Below are 18,559 nucleotides of genomic sequence, written 5' to 3'. Positions count from 1 at the left end.
AAACAGAATTGTCCATGATGAAGTCTGTATTTGAAATACCCGATAAGATAAGGCGAGGTAAGAAAGGCAGCATTCGTATTGATGTTCTTGAAAAAGTTCACCAACAGATGGTCTGCGTTTACGATATAAAAACTGGTCGAAGCGGCCTTAGTCCAGCGCGTATTGGTGAAATTTCAAAATCGGTCGCAAAGCACTTCGGAGCGGCTAATTTTACGATCATTGAAATCAGACCAAACTCAAGTATCAACGGATCCTATTGAAGACAATGACAACTGTCGCGCAAGTCCGTCGAGCGGTTCAACCTCTCATACAGCGAAATCAAGATCTGGAATCTATCGGGAGGTTTATCTTCATTAAACCTGTCGAACACATCTGGCGCGGAGTCTACCTCGAAAGTAGCCGCGATCCCAACGAATTCGTACCCCATACGGCTGTAGGATTGCTCATTCCTGCCAGATCAACAGTCGATCTCGGGACCGGGCAGCAATTGTTCAAAAGCGTATATGGCCCAATAGACTTTGGAAAACCTCAATGGGATGTCAGTCGGCCGGAGACTGTCACACGCATGTTGGAGATGATTGAGGACGAAGCCCTGCCTCAACTACGACCGATACAAACATTCAGTGACTACATGGCATTTGTATACCGAAGCTACTCTTGGGTTGATGGGCCAAGAAGAATCCCATTTAATAAGATTCTTGTTTATGCGGCTGAAGGAGAGCTCGATTCTTGCTTACGAGAGATCGAGGAAAACGAAGATAGTTTTGCCTATATTTCCAAGATCGCACCTGAATTCCGCCAGTTCCTTATAAAAAGGGACTATATAGAGCTTGCGCGCATTCTTCACGAATGGGAGGCACAGTCAGTCAAAGTTTTTAAACTAGAGAAAATTTGGAAACCAGCGCCCTTCCCGTTTGAATGACCACAGTCGCGCAGGTCAAACAAGTTGTTCAACCCCTTCTCCAGCGCCATTCCGATTTGGCGTTGGTCGGACGATATCTCATCCTTAAACCAGTAACTCATTTCGTCCGCGGTGTATTTATTGACCGCAGTATCGATCCAAAATCTTTCATGCCGTCTGTCAGCGTCTGCTTGACATTTGACGGCAGCGATTCTGATGGCATCGGTTGGGGCAACCGGCTCAATTATTTTCACTTTGAGGCCCTGGACCCCAAGCTTATCGATATAAAAGAAAACGTCTATGGTTTTGCCAACTGGGGTGTCGATCGCCCCGAGACTGTTGAACTCATGCTGCTATTTATTGAAGCGGCGCTGCGGCAACTGCGGGACCTCATCACTTTTGAACAACTGGTCGCTTTTGCATCGAAGAATGAAAACAACTTTCATCCATTCAAGATCAAATATTACGCGCGACTTCTCATGGCAGTTGCGGCCGGTGATTTTGATGCCGCAGTGGAGATCATCAGCCAAAGTGCTGGACTTCGAAGGGCAATGGATGCCGAACACCCATCCTTCTGTCCCGCACTCTTTGCTCGGGACCGGCTGGAGCTCTCGAGGTTTTTGCAGACCATGGAGGCAACGACAATCAAGAATCTAAAACTCGAAAAATTCTGGGAGCCCACGCCGTTTCCGCTTGAGCTCCCCTAATATTTCGAACGGTTACGCCACTGCCAAAGCTTGCGTCAAATCGGCGATCAAATCGTCCGGGTGTTCGATGCCGATGGACAGCCGGATGGTCGAATCCAGCACGCCGATCCTCTGGCGCACATCCATCGGCACACCCGAATGGGTCATTGTCGCGGGATGACTGGCAAGAGATTCGGTTCCTCCGAGGCTGACGGCCAGTTTGAATATCTGCAGGGCATTCAGGAACTTGAAGGCTGGCGGTTGACCGCCGTGAATATCGAACGAAAAGGTCGAACCTGCGCCGGTACACTGTGCCGCAAAGGTGCGGCCAAGCGGTGAATTCGCATCATTATAGGGCAAATAGTGGATCTTCTCGACCTTTGAATGATCACGCAGGAAATCCGCCACCGCCAAGGCGTTGTTGTTGGCCTTTTCCATACGGATGCTGAGGGTTTCGAGTGAGCGGCCAAGCATCCAGCAGGAATGCGGATCAAGTTGCGTACCGATGGCACCGCGTAGAGCCTTGACCTGCTTCATGACGGCTTTTGAACCCAAGGCAGCCCCGGCAATCAGATCGGAATGGCCGCCGACATACTTTGTCAGCGAGTAGAGAGAGATATCAGCGCCATGTTCAATCGGGCGCTGAAATACCGGTCCGAGCAAAGTGTTGTCACAGGCGATCACAGGTGGATGCCCCTGCTTCTTGCCAATGGCATCGGCAATGCGGCGGATCATGGCTACATCGACCAAGCTGTTGGTCGGATTGGCAGGGGTCTCGATCAAAATCATCGAAACACGGCCCTTGGTCATCGCTTCATCGGCGGCGGCCTGCACGGACGCTTCATTCACGCCATCGGCAAAACCGACAGCAGCCACGCCCATGTTCAGGAATGTCCTGGCGAGCAGGGTTTCCGTGCCGCCATAGAGCGGCTGCGAATGCAGAACGCAATCGCCGGGGCGGACAAAAGCCAGCAAGGTCGTGGCGATGGCTGACATGCCGGATGAAAACAGTGCGCAGCTTTCCGTGCGTTCGTAGACAGCCAACCGGTCCTCGACGATCTCACTGTTGGGGTGGTTGAAGCGCGAATAGACGAGACCCGCGCCAACGCCCGCTGGTGGCTCCTTGCGGCCGGAAACGAAATCGAAGAAGTCACGGCCTTCCTCAGCCGATTTGAACACAAAGGTCGACGTGAGAAAAACCGGCGGCTTCACAGCACCTTCCGACAGCTCCGGATCGTAGCCGTAGTTCAGCATCAATGTTTCAGGATGCAGCTTGTGATTACCGATATGGGTTTTGGAAGGATGGGGAGCGACCATGCGAATCTCCTCGCGTCAATGTTAAGTCCGTTGCCAAGCAAATTATATCAAACTGTGCGATCAATCCTTGCTATTTGCGATCAAATTGAATTGAGTTCAGCAAACAATTGCCACGAATGAGAGATTATGACGCAGAAAATTGCTGACGACACCGATCGCCGGATTTTGAGAGAATTGCAGGCCGATGCCCGCATCACCAACAACGAATTGGCAGAGCGGATTGGGCTGTCGGCTTCGCCCTGTTTGCGTCGCTTGCGGCGGATGGAAGAGGCGGGAATTATCCGGGGTTATACGACACTCGTTGACCCCATCATTCAAGGCTGGACCATGGCTGCGATAGCAACCGTGCGCCTCAGCCGGCAGCATGAAGATGAAATTGTTATGTTTGAAGAAGCCATTCGCGGCTGGGACGAGGTGCTCGAATGCCACCTCGTCACCGGCTCACGCGATTATGTGCTGAAGGTGATGAGCGCCGGACTGGAACAGTACGAGCGCTTCATCAAGGAAAAGATCGCGCGGCTGAAATGCGTCGCCTCTATCGAGACGAGTTTCATCATGAATACGATCAAGGAACGGCGGATTTAAACTACCCACCGCCGGTTCAAATAATATCCGTCTTGGTGATCTGGATGCCAAAGCCTTCCAGACCGACATAGTGCCTTTCACGGGAAGACAGAAGCCGGATCGAGGTGATGCCAAGATCCTTCAGTATCTGTGCACCGAGGCCGATCTGCCGCCATTCTTCATCGCGCACTTTGGCTTCCGCATGGGCTTCGCGATCCTGCAGATTGGCGCGGTTGCGATCATCGTCACGGCCAACGCCAACAGAGCCTTCGCGCAGATAGACGATAACGCCGCGTTTCTCCTCGGCGATGCGTTTCATGATGCTGTCGAGCGTGTTCCTATTGCCAAACACATCGCTCAGAATATCTTCACGCTGCAGCCGCACAGGGACATCTTCGCCATCGCGGATATCACCGTAAACAATCGCTGCGTGGTGCATCGGTTCCCATGGCAGCGCGTAGGTGATTGCTTTGGCTGTTCCGGCACAGGTATCAATTTCATACTCGCCAATGCGCTCGATCAGCGTTTCCTTGCGCTGGCGATAGGCAATGAGGTCGGCAACTGTCACCTGATGCAGATTGTGCGTCTCGGCAAAGCTTGCCACCTGCGGGCCGCGCATGACCGAACCATCGTCGTTCACAAGCTCGCAGATTACCCCAACGGGCGGCAGGCCAGCCAGCTTGCACAAGTCGACGGCGGCTTCCGTATGGCCGGAACGCATCAGCACACCGCCTTCGCGCGCCACCAGCGGAAAAATATGACCGGGGCGGACGAAATCCACCGCGCCAGCATTGGGATTGGCGAGATTGCGGACAGTCAATGTGCGGTCATCAGCCGAAATACCCGTGGTTGTTCCGTGCTTGTAATCGACCGTCACTGTGAACGCAGTGGAATGCGGCGCATCATTGTCGGCGACCATCGGCGCGAGGTTGAGGCGTTTGGCATGTTCGCGCGGCATGGGTGTGCAGACGATCCCGGATGTGTACCGGACGATGAACGCCATTTTCTCCGGGGTACAATGAACAGCGGCAACGATCAGATCGCCTTCGTTCTCGCGTCCATCATCGTCCATGACGACGACGATTTCTCCGCGTTCGAACGCGCGCAGCGCATCGACGACCCGTTTTTGATTGTAAGCCATGTATGCGCCTCTTGATTAAATACGGCCGGTCTGGCCACGATGTCTGAGATAGTGATCGGCAATCGCACAGGCAACCATAGCCTCGCCGATTGGAACGGCACGAATGCCGACGCACGGATCGTGCCGGCCCTTGGTCATCACATCAACCTGCTTGCCATCCGCATCAATGCTCTGGCGCGGCGTCAGGATCGAGGAGGTCGGCTTGACCGCAAAGCGCGCCACTACCGGCGCACCGCTGGAAATACCGCCAAGGATACCGCCCGCGTGATTCGACAGGAAGAACGGCTTGCCATCATTGCCGGTACGCATCTGATCGGCGTTTTCCTCACCGCTCAGTTTAGCCGACTCGAAACCATCGCCGATCTCGACACCCTTCACGGCATTGATGGACATGAGATAGCTGGCAATATCCTGATCGAGCTTGCCATAAACCGGTGCACCCAGTCCGGCCGGGACATTCTCTGCAACAATCTCGACAACAGCCCCAATTGACGAACCAGCCTTGCGGATGCCGTCGAGATATTTGGCAAAAGTATCGACCGATCCCGGATCCGGTGTGAAGAACGGGTTGTTGTTCACTTCGTCCCAGTCCCAGCGGTCACGATCTATGGTGTGAATGCCCATGCCAACCAGCGCACCGCGCACGACCAGACCGGGTACGACCTTGCGGGCAATGGCGCCAGCGGCAACCCGCGCCGCCGTTTCGCGGGCAGACGAACGCCCACCGCCACGATAATCGCGGATGCCGTATTTCACATCGTAGGTGTAGTCGGCATGGCCCGGACGGTACTGGCGGGCAATATCGCCATAATCCTTGGACCGCTGGTCCGTATTCTCGATCATCATCGAGATCGGCGTGCCGGTGGAAATCATCGTCACGCCGTCTTCCTGCAGCATAAAGCCGGAGAGAACACGCACCTGATCCGGCTCACGCCGTTGCGTCGTATATTTCGACTGGCCGGGCTTGCGCTTGTCGAGATAGGCCTGAATTTCCGCTTCCGAAAAACTGATACCGGGCGGGCAACCATCAACCACGCAACCAAGCGCGATTCCGTGGCTTTCACCCCAAGTGGTGACACGAAAAAGATGACCAAAAGTGTTATGCGACATGAGGCTACCCGAGGTTATGTCAGGGGGTTTTATGGGCGTTTACGCCTGTGGTCAAACCCGCCGCTGAAATTCCTTCTTCCGTTACGAAAAAAGCAATTGTTTTGCCACAAATGAACGCTTTAACATGACCAACAAATCAGCCGGTCGATTTTGATCAAGAGGATATCAAAATGCGTTTCATCGTCGCAGCATTCATGTTTGTCGCTTCCCTGTTTCCGGTAGGCGCCCTGGCGGACGATGCTAAGGGTACAATCACCAAGATCGACGCGGACAATTCCACGATCACTCTCGATGATGGCAAGGTCTACAAACTGCCAGGTGAATTCGATTTCAGCGCCATCGAACAGGGCATGAAGGTCACGCTGATGTTCGATCTGGTCAATAAAGAACGCTTCATCACCGACATCGAAGAGACGGTCGAATAAGTATTCGGACAGGCGATTAAAGCCAGGTTAGACGACCTTCTTCAAAGTGTAGAATGTGGTCCTGCGTGATCGGGAGGTTAGCGGCGTCATGCCCGTCCAACCCCTCAACCATCTGGAAAATTGTTCTGAGGCATCCACCATGGGTAACGCACACTGTGGGGCCTTTAACCTCTGACAGCCAGTCCGCCACACGGGCGCCGAGCATTGCATAGCTTTCAGCGGTTTTTCCCGGCGGGACAAAATTCCACTTGTCTTTGGCCCGCGCCATCACAAGTTCAGGCGATTTGGCTTCGATGTCTTCCATCATATAACCCTGCCAGTCGCCGAAATTGACCTCCATAAGGCGGTCATCCGTGCGGTAAGCTTTGGGATCAACATCCATGCGGGTCCTGATCCGCTCCATCGTATCACGGGTGCGGCGCAAAGGGCTGGCGACAAAGTCAAAGCCCTCACCATTCCCAATCAAGGATTTCAGCAAATCACCATTGCGATCGGCCTGTTTCCGGCCGCGCGCGTTTATATCAACGTCTTCCTGCCCCTGAATTCGCTCGGACACATTCCAGTCCGTCTCGCCGTGACGCGAGAAATAAATAATCGTGTCAGGCAAATGCACTTTGGGGATTAATCCTTGACGACTGAGATATCAGGAGCGTCCACAGCTTTCATGCCCACGACATGATAGCCGCTATCGGCATGGTGAATTTCGCCTGTTACCGAGCGGGAAAGATCGGAAAGGAAATACAGACCGGCGTCGCCGACTTCTTCAATGGTCACGGTACGGCGCAGCGGCGCGTTGTACTCGTTCCATTTGAGAATATAGCGGAAATCGCCGATACCGGAGGCTGCAAGTGTCTTGATCGGACCGGCAGAGATTGCATTGACGCGGATATTGTCCGGGCCGAGATCCACCGCCAGATATTTGACGCTGGCTTCAAGCGCGGCCTTGGCAACACCCATGACGTTGTAGTTCGGCATGACTTTTTCAGCGCCGTAATAGGTCAGCGTCAGGATCGAACCGCCATCGGTCATCAGCTTTTCAGCGCGTTTGGCAACGGCTGTCAGCGAAAATACCGAAATCAGCATGGTTTTGGTGAAATTGGCTTCCGATGTATCGACATAGCGGCCTGTCAGCTCATCCTTGTCGGAAAAGCCGATGGCATGAACCAGAAAGTCGATCTTGCCCCACTTTTCTTCCAGTGTTGCAAAGCATGCATCGATGGTCGCAGCATCCGAAACATCGCAATGGCCACAAAGAAATGCGCCCAATTCCTCAGCCAGAGGCTCGACGCGTTTCTTCAAGGCATCGCCCTGATAGGTAAAAGCAAGTTCGGCACCGGCATCATGCGCCGCCTTGGCAATGCCCCAGGCGATCGACCGATTATTGGCAACGCCCATAATAAGTCCGCGTTTACCTTGCATCAAACCAGTTTTGGCGGTCATTTACCAACCCTTCACGAAAGACATATGATTGATTTGCGGTATCGCACAGCCCGCGCCGGGCTTCAAGCATCGTGTCAGTTTCGTCAAGGATTTTCGGGAACCGTTGATTTTCAGAGACTCGAATCGCGCAGAAATGCTTCCAATGCGGCATCACCATGCTCGGGCAACATGACGCGAACATGAACAAACAGATCGCCATGCCCATCTGTTTTTTTCGGCAATCCCTTGCCTTTCAGGCGTAAAACCCTGTCAGAACTGGTCCAAGGCGCTATTTTTACCGCTACACGGCCACTCAAAGTCTCGACTTCCTGCCGCGAGCCAAGCGCGGCATCCTTCAAGGACACCGGCAAATCGAGATGCAGGTCCTGACCTTCCACCCTGAATTTTGGATGTGGCTTAAAACGGATTGTTACCAATGCATCGCCCGGCGTGCCACCTGAAACCGCCTCGCCCTGTCCTTTCAGGCGAATCGTTTGACCGTTTTCGACCTGTGCAGGCAGTTTGATTGCCAGTCTTTTGCCATTCGGGAAGACTGCTTCGACCTTTTCAGCCCCGGCCGCCTGTTCGAGAGTGATATCAATGGTCGCCTGAATATCCGTGCCCTTGCGCGGAGCGCCGCGCCGGGCGCCACCGCCGCCGAAGGCACCTGCGCCTTCACCAAACAGGCTGCTTAGAATATCTTCGGCACCAAAGCCCGAACTGCCGCTGCGATAATCAAAACCACCCGGACGCGGCCCGCGGGCACCGCCGAAGCCAGCAAACGGGTCTCCGCCGCCGGAGAAACCCTCGAAGCCCTGTGGAGCCCTCTGTTTGCCCTCTGCGTCGATTTCGCCGCGATCAAACTGCCCCCGGCGATCCTTGTCGCCGATGATTTCATAGGCCTGATTGATTTCCGAGAAATTTGCCTGCGCCTTCGGATCATCCTGATTTTGATCGGGATGATATTTTTTGGCGAGCTTGCGAAACGCCGACTTTATTTCTTCAGGCTTCGCCGTCTTGGCGACGCCCAGCACGGTATATGGATCGCGCATGTGTGTGCCTTTCCTCGCATAGAACGGAAGTGCATTGGGAGTGTTCGCCCGTTATATGCTCACCAATAGGAAGAAATTCCAGACTTTCCGTCAAGAAATCTGCGAATATCTCGCGATTCGATCAGAATTATCACTCAATCGCAGATAATCACATCGGGGCGAAGGATTTCAATGCCCACTGACCGCCGTTCTGCATGCAGGTCTCACCCTTGTAGAGCATGACGCCATCAAAAGATTCGCGTGATGTCTGGAATTCGCGGCAAAGGCCCGCATCGGTCTTTTTCTCGGCAATGGCTGTGATAGTGCCCTGACTGCCGGTTTCCGGGTTTGACCACGGCACAGGCTTGTTGCCCCATTCCGTGAAGTTCAAGGCCGAGACAATGTTGCGGACTGTTGACTGGTCTGCCGCACCTTTGGCATCAGCCTGAGGCGCTGGAGCGACCGAACCGGTGACGGTCGCCTTGTCAGGAACCGCATTCTCAATGCTGAAACTTTTCATGGCACAGCCAGAAAGAAGAAAAAGCGCAAAAACAGCCGCGAACGGCGCTGTCCGCACCGTAATTTTCGCCCTGTTGTTCTTGATATCTGGTATTGCCAGTGCCAAACGCATATCTCTCTTTAACAAGCTCAATCAGGTATGACTATGGGTGAAATGAAGTTAACAACCGATGACTTTACCGAAAAAAGCGAACCTTTCGCCCTCTTCGATGAATGGCTGAAGGACGCGGTGAAGACCGAACCCAACGATCCCAATGCTGTAGCGCTCGCCACAGTGGACGCGGATGGATTACCAGATGTTCGCATGGTTCTTCTTAAAGGATTTGATGAACAAGGCTTTGTTTTCTATACAAATTTTGAAAGTCAAAAGGGTCAGGAAATTCTTGGTTCTATGAAAGCTGCCATGTGTTTTCACTGGAAAACACTGCGCCGTCAAGTGCGTATCCGGGGACCGGTGGAGATTGTCAGCGACGCGGAAGCCGACGCCTACTACAAGACACGCCCGCGCGGAAGCCGTATCGGTGCCTGGGCATCAAAGCAGTCACGCCCGCTCGAAAGCCGCTTTGCCCTGGAAAAGGCGGTGGCTGAATACACCGCCCGTTATGCCATTGGCGAAATACCGCGTCCGGAACATTGGTCCGGCTTTCGCATACGCCCGACTTCGTTCGAATTCTGGCACGACCGGCCATTTCGGCTGCACGACCGTGTTGTCTTCAGTCGCGAGGCGGCGGAAGGCGATTGGGGCAAAACCCGCCTTTACCCCTAAAACGCGCGCTTTAGCCTTTCTTGCGCGTCAGAAAAGCCATCAGGGCGTTACGGGCCTCCTCTGATTGAAGCCGCTCAGCAAAATGACCGGCTTCAAGCTTGATGCGTTCCACGGTTTCGGCGCGCGGCATGCGCAACAGATCGCGCGAAATCTGCATGGCTTCCGGCGGCTTGGCGGCAATTTCTGTCGCCACGGCCAGAACGGTGCTTTCGAGTTGATCAGCCTCGACGATCTTGTAGACGAGACCGGCTTCTTTGGCTTCCGCAGCGCTCAGACCGGTGCCGACGGCGAGAAAGGCAAACGCCTGCTGACGGCCCATCAATGCGGGGCCGAGCAGGCTGGAACCAGCCTCGGGCACAAGGCCAAGATCAACGAACGGCGTCTTGAACAGGGATTGCGGCGTGGCAAATGTCAGGTCGCAATGGAAGTTGAGCGTGGTGCCGATACCAATCGCCAAACCATCGACACCGGCAACAACCGGTTTCTTGCCATTCGCTAAAGCAATAAGAAAATCAAAGACTTCAGTTCCCATAGTCCCCGAAGTGGTAAAAGCCATGAAGTCCTGCAGATCATTGCCGGACGAGAAGGCACCGGGCACGCCGAAGAAGACATTGGCGCGGATTTCCGGGTTCGCATCGGCATCAACGAGCGCCTTGGTCATGGCCGCATACATGGCGCGGGTCAGGGCGTTCTTCTTGTCCGGCCGGTTCATGCGAATGACCTGCACGGCGCCATGACGCTCGATAACAATATGATCTGACATGGTTTTTCCTTTATTGGAGAGCCGCACGGGCACCGCGCAAGCTCGGCGCACCATGGAGGACGCGATCTTTCAGTGCCGACGTTTCATTGAGAAGATTTTCGGCAAAGAATCGCGCCAGAACTGTACGCCCGGCATTGTCTCCGCCCAGCGCACCCTTGGCGAGATAGGTCGCACCGGCGGCCAGACCAAACAGGCGCAGATAAGGCGTTGCACCAGCCAGCGCATCGCTGATCTTACCGTCAGCAAGGGTTTGCTGCAGCCAAAGCGTGGCGGCTTCGAGATCGTCGAGCCCGGCCTGCAGACGCTGGCCTGTTTCGCCGAAGTCAGCGCTGTTGCTGGCCGACACGGCTTCAGCGACGGCGCGCAGTTCGGCAATGTAATCCTTCACATGGCTTCCGCCGCTAAGTGGCAGTTTTCTTTGAACAAGATCAATGGCTTGAATGCCGTTTGTACCCTCATAGATCGGCGCTATCCGGGCATCGCGCAGGAACTGCGCTGCGCCCGTCTCTTCGATAAAACCCATACCGCCATGGATCTGGATACCGATTGAGGCAACATCAACGCCGATATCCGTCGAAAACGCCTTGGCAACCGGGGTCAGAAGATTGGCACGGTCGGCCCAGTGCCGGTTATCCTCGCCGGAAGCGGTCCTTGCCATGTCCAAAGCATGGGCGCAGGCATAGGAGATCGAACGCGCAGCGCCGGTTAAACCCTTCATTGTCAACAGGTTACGCTGCACATCGGGGTGTTCGATGATCGGGCTCATGCCCTCATCTGTCCAACCCGGCGCGCGCATCTGGCGGCGCTCCTGCGCATAAGACAGCGACTTCTGATACGCGGCTTCGGCGACTGCAACGCCCTGAATACCGACTGCAAGGCGGGCATTGTTCATCATGGTGAACATGCAGGCCAGCCCGCGATTTTCCTCGCCGATCAGCCAGCCGATAGCGCCGGGTGTACCGGATTTCGGGAAGTCGTCGCCATAGATCATGGTACAGGTTGGCGAGCCATGAATGCCCATCTTATGCTCGACACCGCTACAGAACACGTCGTTGCGGTTCCCAAGCGAGCCGTCAGCGTTCACAAAGAATTTGGGCACCAGAAACAGCGAGATTCCCTTGGTTCCGGCAGGGGCGTCCGGCAGACGCGCCAGCACCAAATGTATAATGTTATCAGTAAGATCGTGCTCACCATAGGTGATAAAAATCTTCTGTCCGAAGATGCGGTAGGTGCCATCATCCAGCCGCTCGGCACGGGTGCGCAGGGCGCCCACGTCGGAGCCTGCTTGCGGTTCGGTGAGGTTCATCGTGCCCATCCATTCGCCGGAAACCAGCTTCGGCAGATAGGTTTGTTTCAGTTCATCCGTAGCATGGGCTTCCAGCGCTTCAATCGCGCCGAGCGTCAGGGTCGGTCCGATACCGAAAGCCATGGAGCCGGAGTTCCACATCTCCAGCGCGGCAATGGCCAGCATCATCGGCAGGCCCTGCCCGCCAAATTCCTCTTTGCCCGTCAGAGCATTCCAGCCAGCGCCAACCCATTCATTATAAACGTCTTTCCAACCCGGAGGCATGGTGACTTCCGCATTCTTCAGCGGCGTTCCATGTTTGTCGCCGACTTCCAGCAACGGCGCAACGCGGGTCGAAGCGAACTTTCCGGCTTCCTCCAGAATGGCATCGACCAGATCATCGGAAAGGTCGCCAAAACGCCCCGCGGCGATGGCCTCATCCAGTCCGGCAATTTTCTTGAGAGTATGTGCGATTTCGTCGACGGGCGCCCGGTACATTGATCACATGTCTCCTCATCCAGTGATGGCGCGACATTGCAATTCCCAAACGGTCAAGGCAAGTGGATTTTTACGTAAACGTAAGAAAAACCGCCGTCCAAGTCTTTCACCGGTTATTTCCAAGTCACTCACGTCAGTGATTTCCACCTTTTCGCCACAATTGGGCGGGCCTTGCCGTGAAAAAGGTCCCTGTACCCGATGGTTTACTGCTTTTTAACCATAGTAAACGACGCTGTTCTTTCGGGCTTTTGCGACAACTCAACAACGAGGTGTGAGGGGAACCAACATTTGACGATCCGCACACAGGTTTTTGCCTTTGCTGCCATTGTCACTGCGCTCCTTTCCAGCGCCTCCTCCCGCGCGGACTCGCAATTCCAGACGCCCTGGTCCAATCAGGATCGCGCTATCGTTCTCGATGGCTATGAACACAATTCCTTCGATCTGCCAGAGATCGTAAAAGACCCGCGTGTCGCCGCCTTTATCCACAAAGGCTCGGACGGCATGCCGGCCAATTATCATTGCAGCCGCATTGCCGATGTCAAGGATCAGGAAATCTGCCGTCGCATCTGGCGCAACTATGCCGTGTCGCGTGAGCTTTATCACACGCGCCGCGCACTGGCGAAGGCACTGGGACTCAAATGGGGCTCCTACCACCTCGCCCGTCCCGGTAATCCGATCGAACAGGCCAACCATTTTATCGACTATGCCGAACCGGCCAGCGACGAACTGATGGCGATCGATATCGAAGACAATGACCCGGCGAAATTCATGTCGCTGCAGGACGGTCAGATATTTGTCGAGCAGATCAAGTTGCGCACCGGCCGCTATCCCGTTCTCTATACCAATGGCACGACGGCAAAATACATTGCCGATCACCGGCTGGAATATCCGGTGCTCTCACGCCTGCAACTTTGGTATGCACGTTATGAGACCGACATCGCCCCACATTTTCCGAAGGGCAACTGGCAGGACTATGCATTGTGGCAATTCACCTCGCAAAACAATTGCACGAAGACGCGCTGTCCCTATCGCCCGGCGGGCACCAACCGGGATATCGACGTGAACATTGCGGATATGAGCGTGGCGCAGCTGAAACAGGCGTGGCCGTTCGATAATCTGGTTCCTGCCATACTGCCGGATGACATGCCGATGCCGGGCGAGCGTCCAACAGCACCGGACGACATCCTGATGGCCTCAATGGAACCGCCGTTGCTTGATTATCGCGCTCTGTTGCAGATACCGCAGATGCTTGCCAGTGCAACGGCGCGCCTGTTTGCCGATGGTCAGGATTATTTTGATCATATGAGCGAAACCCCGGAGACCATCGATACAATGCTGACGGCGTCAGTCACGAACAGCCCACCCAGCCAGAAGCCACTCAAGCTGACTGTGGACACCGTCCGCGCGAGCTTGCAGAAACCGGTGGAGAAATCTGACCACCCTGACAGCAGGCTTGTCGCCAGCATGGTAGGTTTCTGTTTTGATGAAATCGGCAGCATCCATGTGGACTGGCCGGATTATATGCAGACTACTTTAGCTCGAAATTGAGCTGCATTCCCATTATGCGTGGTTCGTGGTTCGACAAGCTCACCATGAGGGAGAGTGATGATTGCAGGGAGTCATATTCTGCAATGCAGATGATGTGCGGGTTCTGTAATGTTGCCGATTAGTTTTGCAGCCCACCCATCTCCCTCATGGTGAGCTTGTCGAACCACTCGCAGCGCTAACTGAACATCACGTCGTCCGCAGACAGATCAGCCAGCGTCACCCCTTCGATAAGGATGCCATTGGTGTCGCCATCGAAGCTGACATAGACACCTGCGGCAGTATCGTGGGAGGCAGCCAGAAAGCTGTCGAAATCGTGGATGCCGGTGCTGCTCGAAGCAAATCCGCGCAGGCTGATCACATCGCCGCCCGCCGTATCAAAGTCGGTAATGTGGTCGATGCCGCCGTTCAGGCGGGCTGTGGCTTCATCCCAGACGAAAGTATCGGCACCACTGCCGCCATTCAGCGTATCGGCGCCGATCCCGCCATCGAGGATGTCCGACTCCAGACCACCATAAAGGGTGTCATTACCAGCGCCGCCTTCCAGCGTGTCGGTATAGATGCTGGGAATGCCCGAAACACCGTAGTCCCCGTCAAGGATATCATTGCCGTCGCCGCCAATCAAATGATCCGCACCGCTACCGCCGTAAAGCACATCATCGCCGCCACGGCCATCCATATAATCATTGCCGCTCGGTCCGCCCTTATAAGAGTCATAACTTGCGAACTGATCGTTGCCATCGCCGCCATATAGCGTGACACCGTTATAGCCGGTGGTCACCGTTACCTTGAACTCTTCGATCGTGGCGTAGGGTGCAGCGTCGAATACGAAGCCTTGATCCGGCGCGTGGAAATCAATGACAGCCTTGTCGTAGCCCTCACCGCCATCCAAAACGCCCACCATGCCCTCGGAATACACGTAAAATGTATCGTCTCCAGCGCCGCCATGCATGTCTGCACCGCCGCCCAGATACACTTCCTCACTGCCATCGACCAAAGAGTCGTTGCCGTTGCCCCCCCTCAAGCGTGGCCCAGCCGCCGCCACTTTCAAGATAATCGTTGCCTTCACCGCCTTCGAGATGATCCGTGCCGCCACCGCCATAAAGGCTATCGCTCCCGTCACCACCCATCAAATGGTCGTCTCCGGCGCCTCCATACAGGCTGTCGATACCGCCGCCGCCTTTGATAATATCATCACCATCGGCCCCTTCGAGCCGGTCATTGCCGTCACCGCCGTTGAGATTGTCGTTGCCGATGCCGCCGTCGATCTGATCATCACCGCGCCCGCCCGCTAGGCTGTCATTGCCCGCGTCGCCCCAAATCCGGTCATTGCCGTCACCGCCATCAATGTAATCATTACCGGCGTCGCCATGCAGTTCCTCATTGCCGCCGCCGCCGAACAGCATATCGCGGCCATTGCCGCCAAACACGACGTCATTGCCATTGCCGCCTTCGACACGGTCGTCGCCCGCGCCGGTATGAACATTGATTTCGCCGATTGTGGTGGCGATGATCCGGTCATTGCCACTGCCGGTGGTGAGTTCCAGCCGTTCGATATCCACAAAATAGAGATGATTGGCAGCAATTGCCGGATCGCCAAAACTGCCGTGGCCACTGGAACCGTTGAAGGTAAATCCGGCACTCTTGCCGGAAAGATCAACGGCCAGCGTGTCGAACCCGGCACCGCCACGTGCCGCGCCGCCAACGCCATTGAAAACAAGCCGGTCGTCACCATCTCCGCCCGTCAGCTGGTCGAAACCGCTTGAGGTGGTCAGCGTATCATTGCCTGCGCCGCCATCGACAATATCGTCACCCGCGCCGCCGTCCACGACATCATTGCCGCCGAGAGCCCAGATGCGATCGCTTTCATCCGTTCCGTTTAGAGTATCACTTGCTCCAGTACCGATAATCTTCGCCATAGCATCCGTCCTCCCAAATGCCTCGTGAAACGTTGCGCCCGCCCCAGGTTTGGGACGGGCGCAATCTCAAACTCAACTGAAGGTCACGTCGTCATGCGACAGGTCCGCCACCGTAACGTGGTCGATGAAGAAACCGTTCGTGTCACTGCCATCGAAGCTGACAAAGACGCCGCCTGCCGTGTCATGCGAGGCCGCAATGAAGCTGTCAAAATCGTGGATCTGACTAAAATTATGCAGATTGATCACATCGCCGCCATTCGTATCGAAATCAGTGATGTGATCGACGCCATTGCTGGAGCCCGAGGCAAATTCAAATACATCCGCGCCTGTTCCGCCGCTCAGGGTGTCATTGCCTTCACCGCCGCTCAGATGGTCGATGCCGCTGCCGCCCTTGATGGCGTCATCACCCGCGCCGCCAAGCAGGATGTCATTGCCATCACCGCCATTGATGGCATCGTTGCCGGTTCCGCTGTCGATCATGTCATCGCCGCGGCCGCCACCGAGATTGTCATTGCCTTCGCCGCCCCAGATGCTGTCGTTGCCGTTGCCGCCTTCAATCTTGTCGTTACCGCCTTCGCCGAACAGCGAGTCGTTGCCGCCGCCACCGAGCAACACATCCTTGCCATCGCCGCCCCAGATACTGTCATTGCCATTGCCGCCCTCAACATGGTCGGTACCGGCGCCGGTATGCACATTGATCTGGTCGAAGGTGGTTGCGATGATCGTGTTGTTGCCATCGCCGGTTGCAAGTTCCAGGCGCTCGACATCGACGAAATAGAAATGATGAGCGGCCACTGTCGGGTCGCCAAAGCTGGCATGGCCGCTGGTGCTGTTGAATGTGAATGCATCATTCTTGCCGGAAAGATCGATTACGAGCGAGTCAACGCCCGCGCCGCCACGGGCCGCACCGCCGACGCCATTGAACACCAGCTTGTCATCGCCGTCGCCGCCGTCAAGCTGGTCAAAACCGCTTGAACTGGTCAGAACGTCATTGCCGGCACCGCCATCGATGATGTCGTCACCGTCGCCGCCATCCACGTGATCATTCCCGGCGAGAGCCCAAATCCGGTCGCCCTCGCTGGTTCCGGCCAGCGTATCACCCGCACCTGTTCCTACGATCTTTGTCATTGCCTTCATCCTCGTTGTCGGCGTCACACGCCAGAGCCACAGTTTTTCATTTTACGCGTCCTGCACGAGCACTTTTCGCGCAGGAATCCTCACCCAGCACCGATCATCCGCTGCTTCACTCCACACAAATACCGGCAGCGGCAAAGGGGAGCTTATCCCCTTGACGGTGTTGTCAGTTGTTCAAAGGATGGGGCTGTTCTGAAGAGATGAAACCGTGCACGTCATGCCGTCGCTGCCACAGGGAACATCATCCCCGAGACCATCGTCGGGATGATGATTGCCGTCAAAACCGCTGGAATTACCGCTCTTGTCCGTCCCTTGCAGCGCGTTGCCAGCGCCAGTGTCCACCATCTCCGCCATTGCACCCACCCCCCGAAAACTGACGGAAAGGAAGCATAAGAAATGTGAATTCGCAAGTAACTATCAGCAACAGAACGCTCTATTAATTTAGTTGTACTTTAGTGATTAAATAATACTTCAAAAATAGAAATAATATGGTTTGATCTTTGAATTGTATTGAGCGACAGCTTGGTAAGTGTCTGCTTTCATATAAAAAATTCATACCCAATATTCTCATCTATTCCGCTGACAAAAGACTTTACCGGTTAAGGGCGAGAATACGCGCCGCCACCAGGACCTCGGTTCCGGCAAGGCCGGTGGAGCAGAACAGAGTGATGTCATTGGCGCTGCTACGGGCAGGCATTTTGCCAGAGACAATGTCCGCCAGATCCACCATGCGCGCATAGGCTGGCGACCCTGCGAGGAAGAAGGGCGGGTTATAAGCCGCATTCTGTTCCGGCGAGTCCGTTGCGATGGTATTGGCACGCTCGGCGACGTCGAGGCCCAATTCGTGCGCATGGACAAGCTTCGGACCGACCGTGTTGATGTGCGCACCCGGCTTCAACCATGCAGCCTCAACCACTGGCGTCGTGCTCTTGGTTGCACAGATGACGATATCGGCACCCTCCACTGCTTCGCGCGCCGTCGCAACCGTCTGAATCTTTATATTAAGAAGCTCACCCATCTCGGCAGCAAATGCATTGCGGTTTTCTTCGCTGCGGCTGAAGACTCGCACAGATTGCAATGTACGCACGCAAGCCGCCGCCTCCAGCTGGGTGCGGGCCTGAACTCCGCTACCGATAATGCCGACGCTCCCGGCATCCGGTGCGCTCATATGGCGGATGGCAACGCCGCCGATGGCGCCGGTACGGATATTGCCAAGTCGTGACCCAAGGATGATGCCTTGAAGCTCGGCATTATCCGCCGACCACACCGCCACAATCTGTGTCTGCTGCGGGCCCTTGAAGGTGTCGTAAACACGAAACCCGGCAAGCGGCGCATTGCCGACCGTGCCGCCGATGGTGAAGGTGAAGACGAGATTGCCGTGCGGAGCGAAAGATACATTGTGGCGAGGCGGCGCGACAATTTCACCACGCGCCTTGGCAGCGAACGCCGCTTCCACTGCCTCGATGGCCACTGGCATGATCGACGTTCCCGCCAGATCCTCGTCTCTCAATACACGTGTCATGTCCATCTCCGCTC

The 18,559-nt window shown here is 55.3% G+C and carries 21 protein-coding genes; 7 read left to right on the top strand and 14 right to left on the bottom strand.

Features of this window, described 5'->3' with window-relative positions; all coding sequences use genetic code 11:
• The first annotated feature begins 14 nt into the window (after positions 1 to 14).
• Genes HB779_RS09985 through HB779_RS09975 form a run of 3 tightly spaced genes read left to right on the top strand, consistent with a single transcriptional unit; the run spans position 15 to position 1,608 of the window.
• Entirely contained in the window at positions 15 to 260 is a 246-nt protein-coding gene (locus tag HB779_RS09985; RefSeq protein WP_188345550.1) for a hypothetical protein, read from the top strand.
• Between the two features lie 5 nt (positions 261 to 265).
• Positions 266 to 922 (top strand): hypothetical protein, encoded by a 657-nt coding sequence (locus tag HB779_RS09980; protein ID WP_188345549.1) that lies wholly within the window; start codon positions 266 to 268, stop codon positions 920 to 922.
• Positions 919 to 1,608: a hypothetical protein gene (locus tag HB779_RS09975; RefSeq protein ID WP_188345548.1), complete on the top strand. Its 690-nt coding sequence runs from the start codon at positions 919 to 921 to the stop codon at positions 1,606 to 1,608. Before HB779_RS09980 ends, HB779_RS09975 begins: the two co-directional genes overlap by 4 nt.
• Positions 1,609 to 1,620: 12 nt before the next feature.
• Here HB779_RS09975 and HB779_RS09970 read toward each other — a convergent pair whose 3' ends face one another.
• Positions 1,621 to 2,904, bottom strand: coding sequence for a cystathionine gamma-synthase family protein (locus HB779_RS09970; protein WP_188345547.1), 1,284 nt, complete (start codon positions 2,902 to 2,904; stop codon positions 1,621 to 1,623).
• A gap of 126 nt (positions 2,905 to 3,030) precedes the next feature.
• Here HB779_RS09970 and HB779_RS09965 point away from each other — a divergent pair, with 126 nt between their 5' ends.
• Entirely contained in the window at positions 3,031 to 3,489 is a 459-nt protein-coding gene (locus HB779_RS09965) for an Lrp/AsnC family transcriptional regulator (RefSeq protein WP_188345546.1), read from the top strand.
• A gap of 16 nt (positions 3,490 to 3,505) precedes the next feature.
• Here HB779_RS09965 and ribB read toward each other — a convergent pair whose 3' ends face one another.
• Positions 3,506 to 4,609, bottom strand: a complete 1,104-nt coding sequence (ribB, locus tag HB779_RS09960; RefSeq protein ID WP_188345545.1) for a 3,4-dihydroxy-2-butanone-4-phosphate synthase — start codon at positions 4,607 to 4,609, stop codon at positions 3,506 to 3,508.
• A gap of 15 nt (positions 4,610 to 4,624) precedes the next feature.
• Complete coding sequence (gene aroC / locus HB779_RS09955; RefSeq protein ID WP_188345544.1) at positions 4,625 to 5,719, bottom strand: chorismate synthase; 1,095 nt, start codon at positions 5,717 to 5,719, stop codon at positions 4,625 to 4,627.
• 170 nt (positions 5,720 to 5,889) lie between these two features.
• Here aroC and HB779_RS09950 point away from each other — a divergent pair, with 170 nt between their 5' ends.
• Entirely contained in the window at positions 5,890 to 6,144 is a 255-nt protein-coding gene (locus tag HB779_RS09950; RefSeq protein WP_188345543.1) for a DUF1344 domain-containing protein, read from the top strand.
• Between the two features lie 16 nt (positions 6,145 to 6,160).
• Here HB779_RS09950 and HB779_RS09945 read toward each other — a convergent pair whose 3' ends face one another.
• The 4 genes from HB779_RS09945 to HB779_RS09930 form a co-directional block, all read right to left on the bottom strand.
• A complete protein-coding gene (locus HB779_RS09945) occupies positions 6,161 to 6,751 on the bottom strand; it encodes a histidine phosphatase family protein (RefSeq protein WP_188345860.1) in 591 nt (196 codons plus the stop codon).
• A 14-nt stretch (positions 6,752 to 6,765) separates the two neighbouring features.
• Complete coding sequence (gene fabI, locus HB779_RS09940; protein ID WP_188345542.1) at positions 6,766 to 7,584, bottom strand: enoyl-ACP reductase FabI; 819 nt, start codon at positions 7,582 to 7,584, stop codon at positions 6,766 to 6,768.
• 110 nt (positions 7,585 to 7,694) lie between these two features.
• Positions 7,695 to 8,615 carry a DnaJ C-terminal domain-containing protein gene (locus tag HB779_RS09935; protein ID WP_188345541.1) on the bottom strand — a complete coding sequence of 307 codons (921 nt, stop codon included), beginning with the start codon at positions 8,613 to 8,615 and terminating at the stop codon, positions 7,695 to 7,697.
• A 148-nt stretch (positions 8,616 to 8,763) separates the two neighbouring features.
• Positions 8,764 to 9,114 (bottom strand): RT0821/Lpp0805 family surface protein, encoded by a 351-nt coding sequence (locus HB779_RS09930; RefSeq protein WP_188345540.1) that lies wholly within the window; start codon positions 9,112 to 9,114, stop codon positions 8,764 to 8,766.
• Between the two features lie 144 nt (positions 9,115 to 9,258).
• Between HB779_RS09930 and pdxH the strand changes: the two genes are divergently transcribed.
• Entirely contained in the window at positions 9,259 to 9,879 is a 621-nt protein-coding gene (gene pdxH, locus HB779_RS09925; protein WP_188345539.1) for a pyridoxamine 5'-phosphate oxidase, read from the top strand.
• Between the two features lie 10 nt (positions 9,880 to 9,889).
• Here the strand turns inward: pdxH and HB779_RS09920 are convergent, their stop codons facing one another.
• Positions 9,890 to 10,642: a crotonase/enoyl-CoA hydratase family protein gene (locus tag HB779_RS09920; protein WP_188345538.1), complete on the bottom strand. Its 753-nt coding sequence runs from the start codon at positions 10,640 to 10,642 to the stop codon at positions 9,890 to 9,892.
• Between the two features lie 10 nt (positions 10,643 to 10,652).
• Positions 10,653 to 12,425, bottom strand: a complete 1,773-nt coding sequence (locus HB779_RS09915; RefSeq protein ID WP_188345537.1) for an acyl-CoA dehydrogenase — start codon at positions 12,423 to 12,425, stop codon at positions 10,653 to 10,655.
• A 288-nt stretch (positions 12,426 to 12,713) separates the two neighbouring features.
• Between HB779_RS09915 and HB779_RS09910 the strand changes: the two genes are divergently transcribed.
• Positions 12,714 to 13,973, top strand: a complete 1,260-nt coding sequence (locus HB779_RS09910; protein ID WP_244642510.1) for a glycoside hydrolase family 25 protein — start codon at positions 12,714 to 12,716, stop codon at positions 13,971 to 13,973.
• Between the two features lie 175 nt (positions 13,974 to 14,148).
• On the opposite strand, the gene HB779_RS09905 is transcribed toward HB779_RS09910, so the two are convergent.
• The 5 genes from HB779_RS09905 to HB779_RS09885 all read right to left on the bottom strand — a co-directional run bounded on the left by HB779_RS09905 (position 14,149) and on the right by HB779_RS09885 (position 18,545).
• Entirely contained in the window at positions 14,149 to 14,967 is an 819-nt protein-coding gene (locus HB779_RS09905; RefSeq protein ID WP_188345535.1) for a calcium-binding protein, read from the bottom strand.
• Positions 14,951 to 15,889 (bottom strand): calcium-binding protein, encoded by a 939-nt coding sequence (locus HB779_RS09900; RefSeq protein WP_188345534.1) that lies wholly within the window; start codon positions 15,887 to 15,889, stop codon positions 14,951 to 14,953. The genes HB779_RS09905 and HB779_RS09900 overlap by 17 nt, the downstream gene beginning before the upstream one ends.
• Before the next feature lie 72 nt (positions 15,890 to 15,961).
• Complete coding sequence (locus HB779_RS25655; RefSeq protein WP_305848991.1) at positions 15,962 to 17,017, bottom strand: calcium-binding protein; 1,056 nt, start codon at positions 17,015 to 17,017, stop codon at positions 15,962 to 15,964.
• A gap of 180 nt (positions 17,018 to 17,197) precedes the next feature.
• On the bottom strand, positions 17,198 to 17,377 hold the full coding sequence (locus HB779_RS09890; RefSeq protein ID WP_188345532.1) for a hypothetical protein: 180 nt from the start codon (positions 17,375 to 17,377) through the stop codon (positions 17,198 to 17,200).
• 238 nt (positions 17,378 to 17,615) lie between these two features.
• On the bottom strand, positions 17,616 to 18,545 hold the full coding sequence (locus HB779_RS09885; RefSeq protein ID WP_188345531.1) for an ornithine cyclodeaminase family protein: 930 nt from the start codon (positions 18,543 to 18,545) through the stop codon (positions 17,616 to 17,618).
• Positions 18,546 to 18,559: the final 14 nt, after the last annotated feature.

Source organism: Phyllobacterium sp. 628 (assembly GCF_014189505.1).
Classification (GTDB): domain Bacteria; phylum Pseudomonadota; class Alphaproteobacteria; order Rhizobiales; family Rhizobiaceae; genus Phyllobacterium.
Note: the sequence above shows the minus strand (reverse complement) of the source record. Positions and strands in the feature narration are given on the sequence as shown.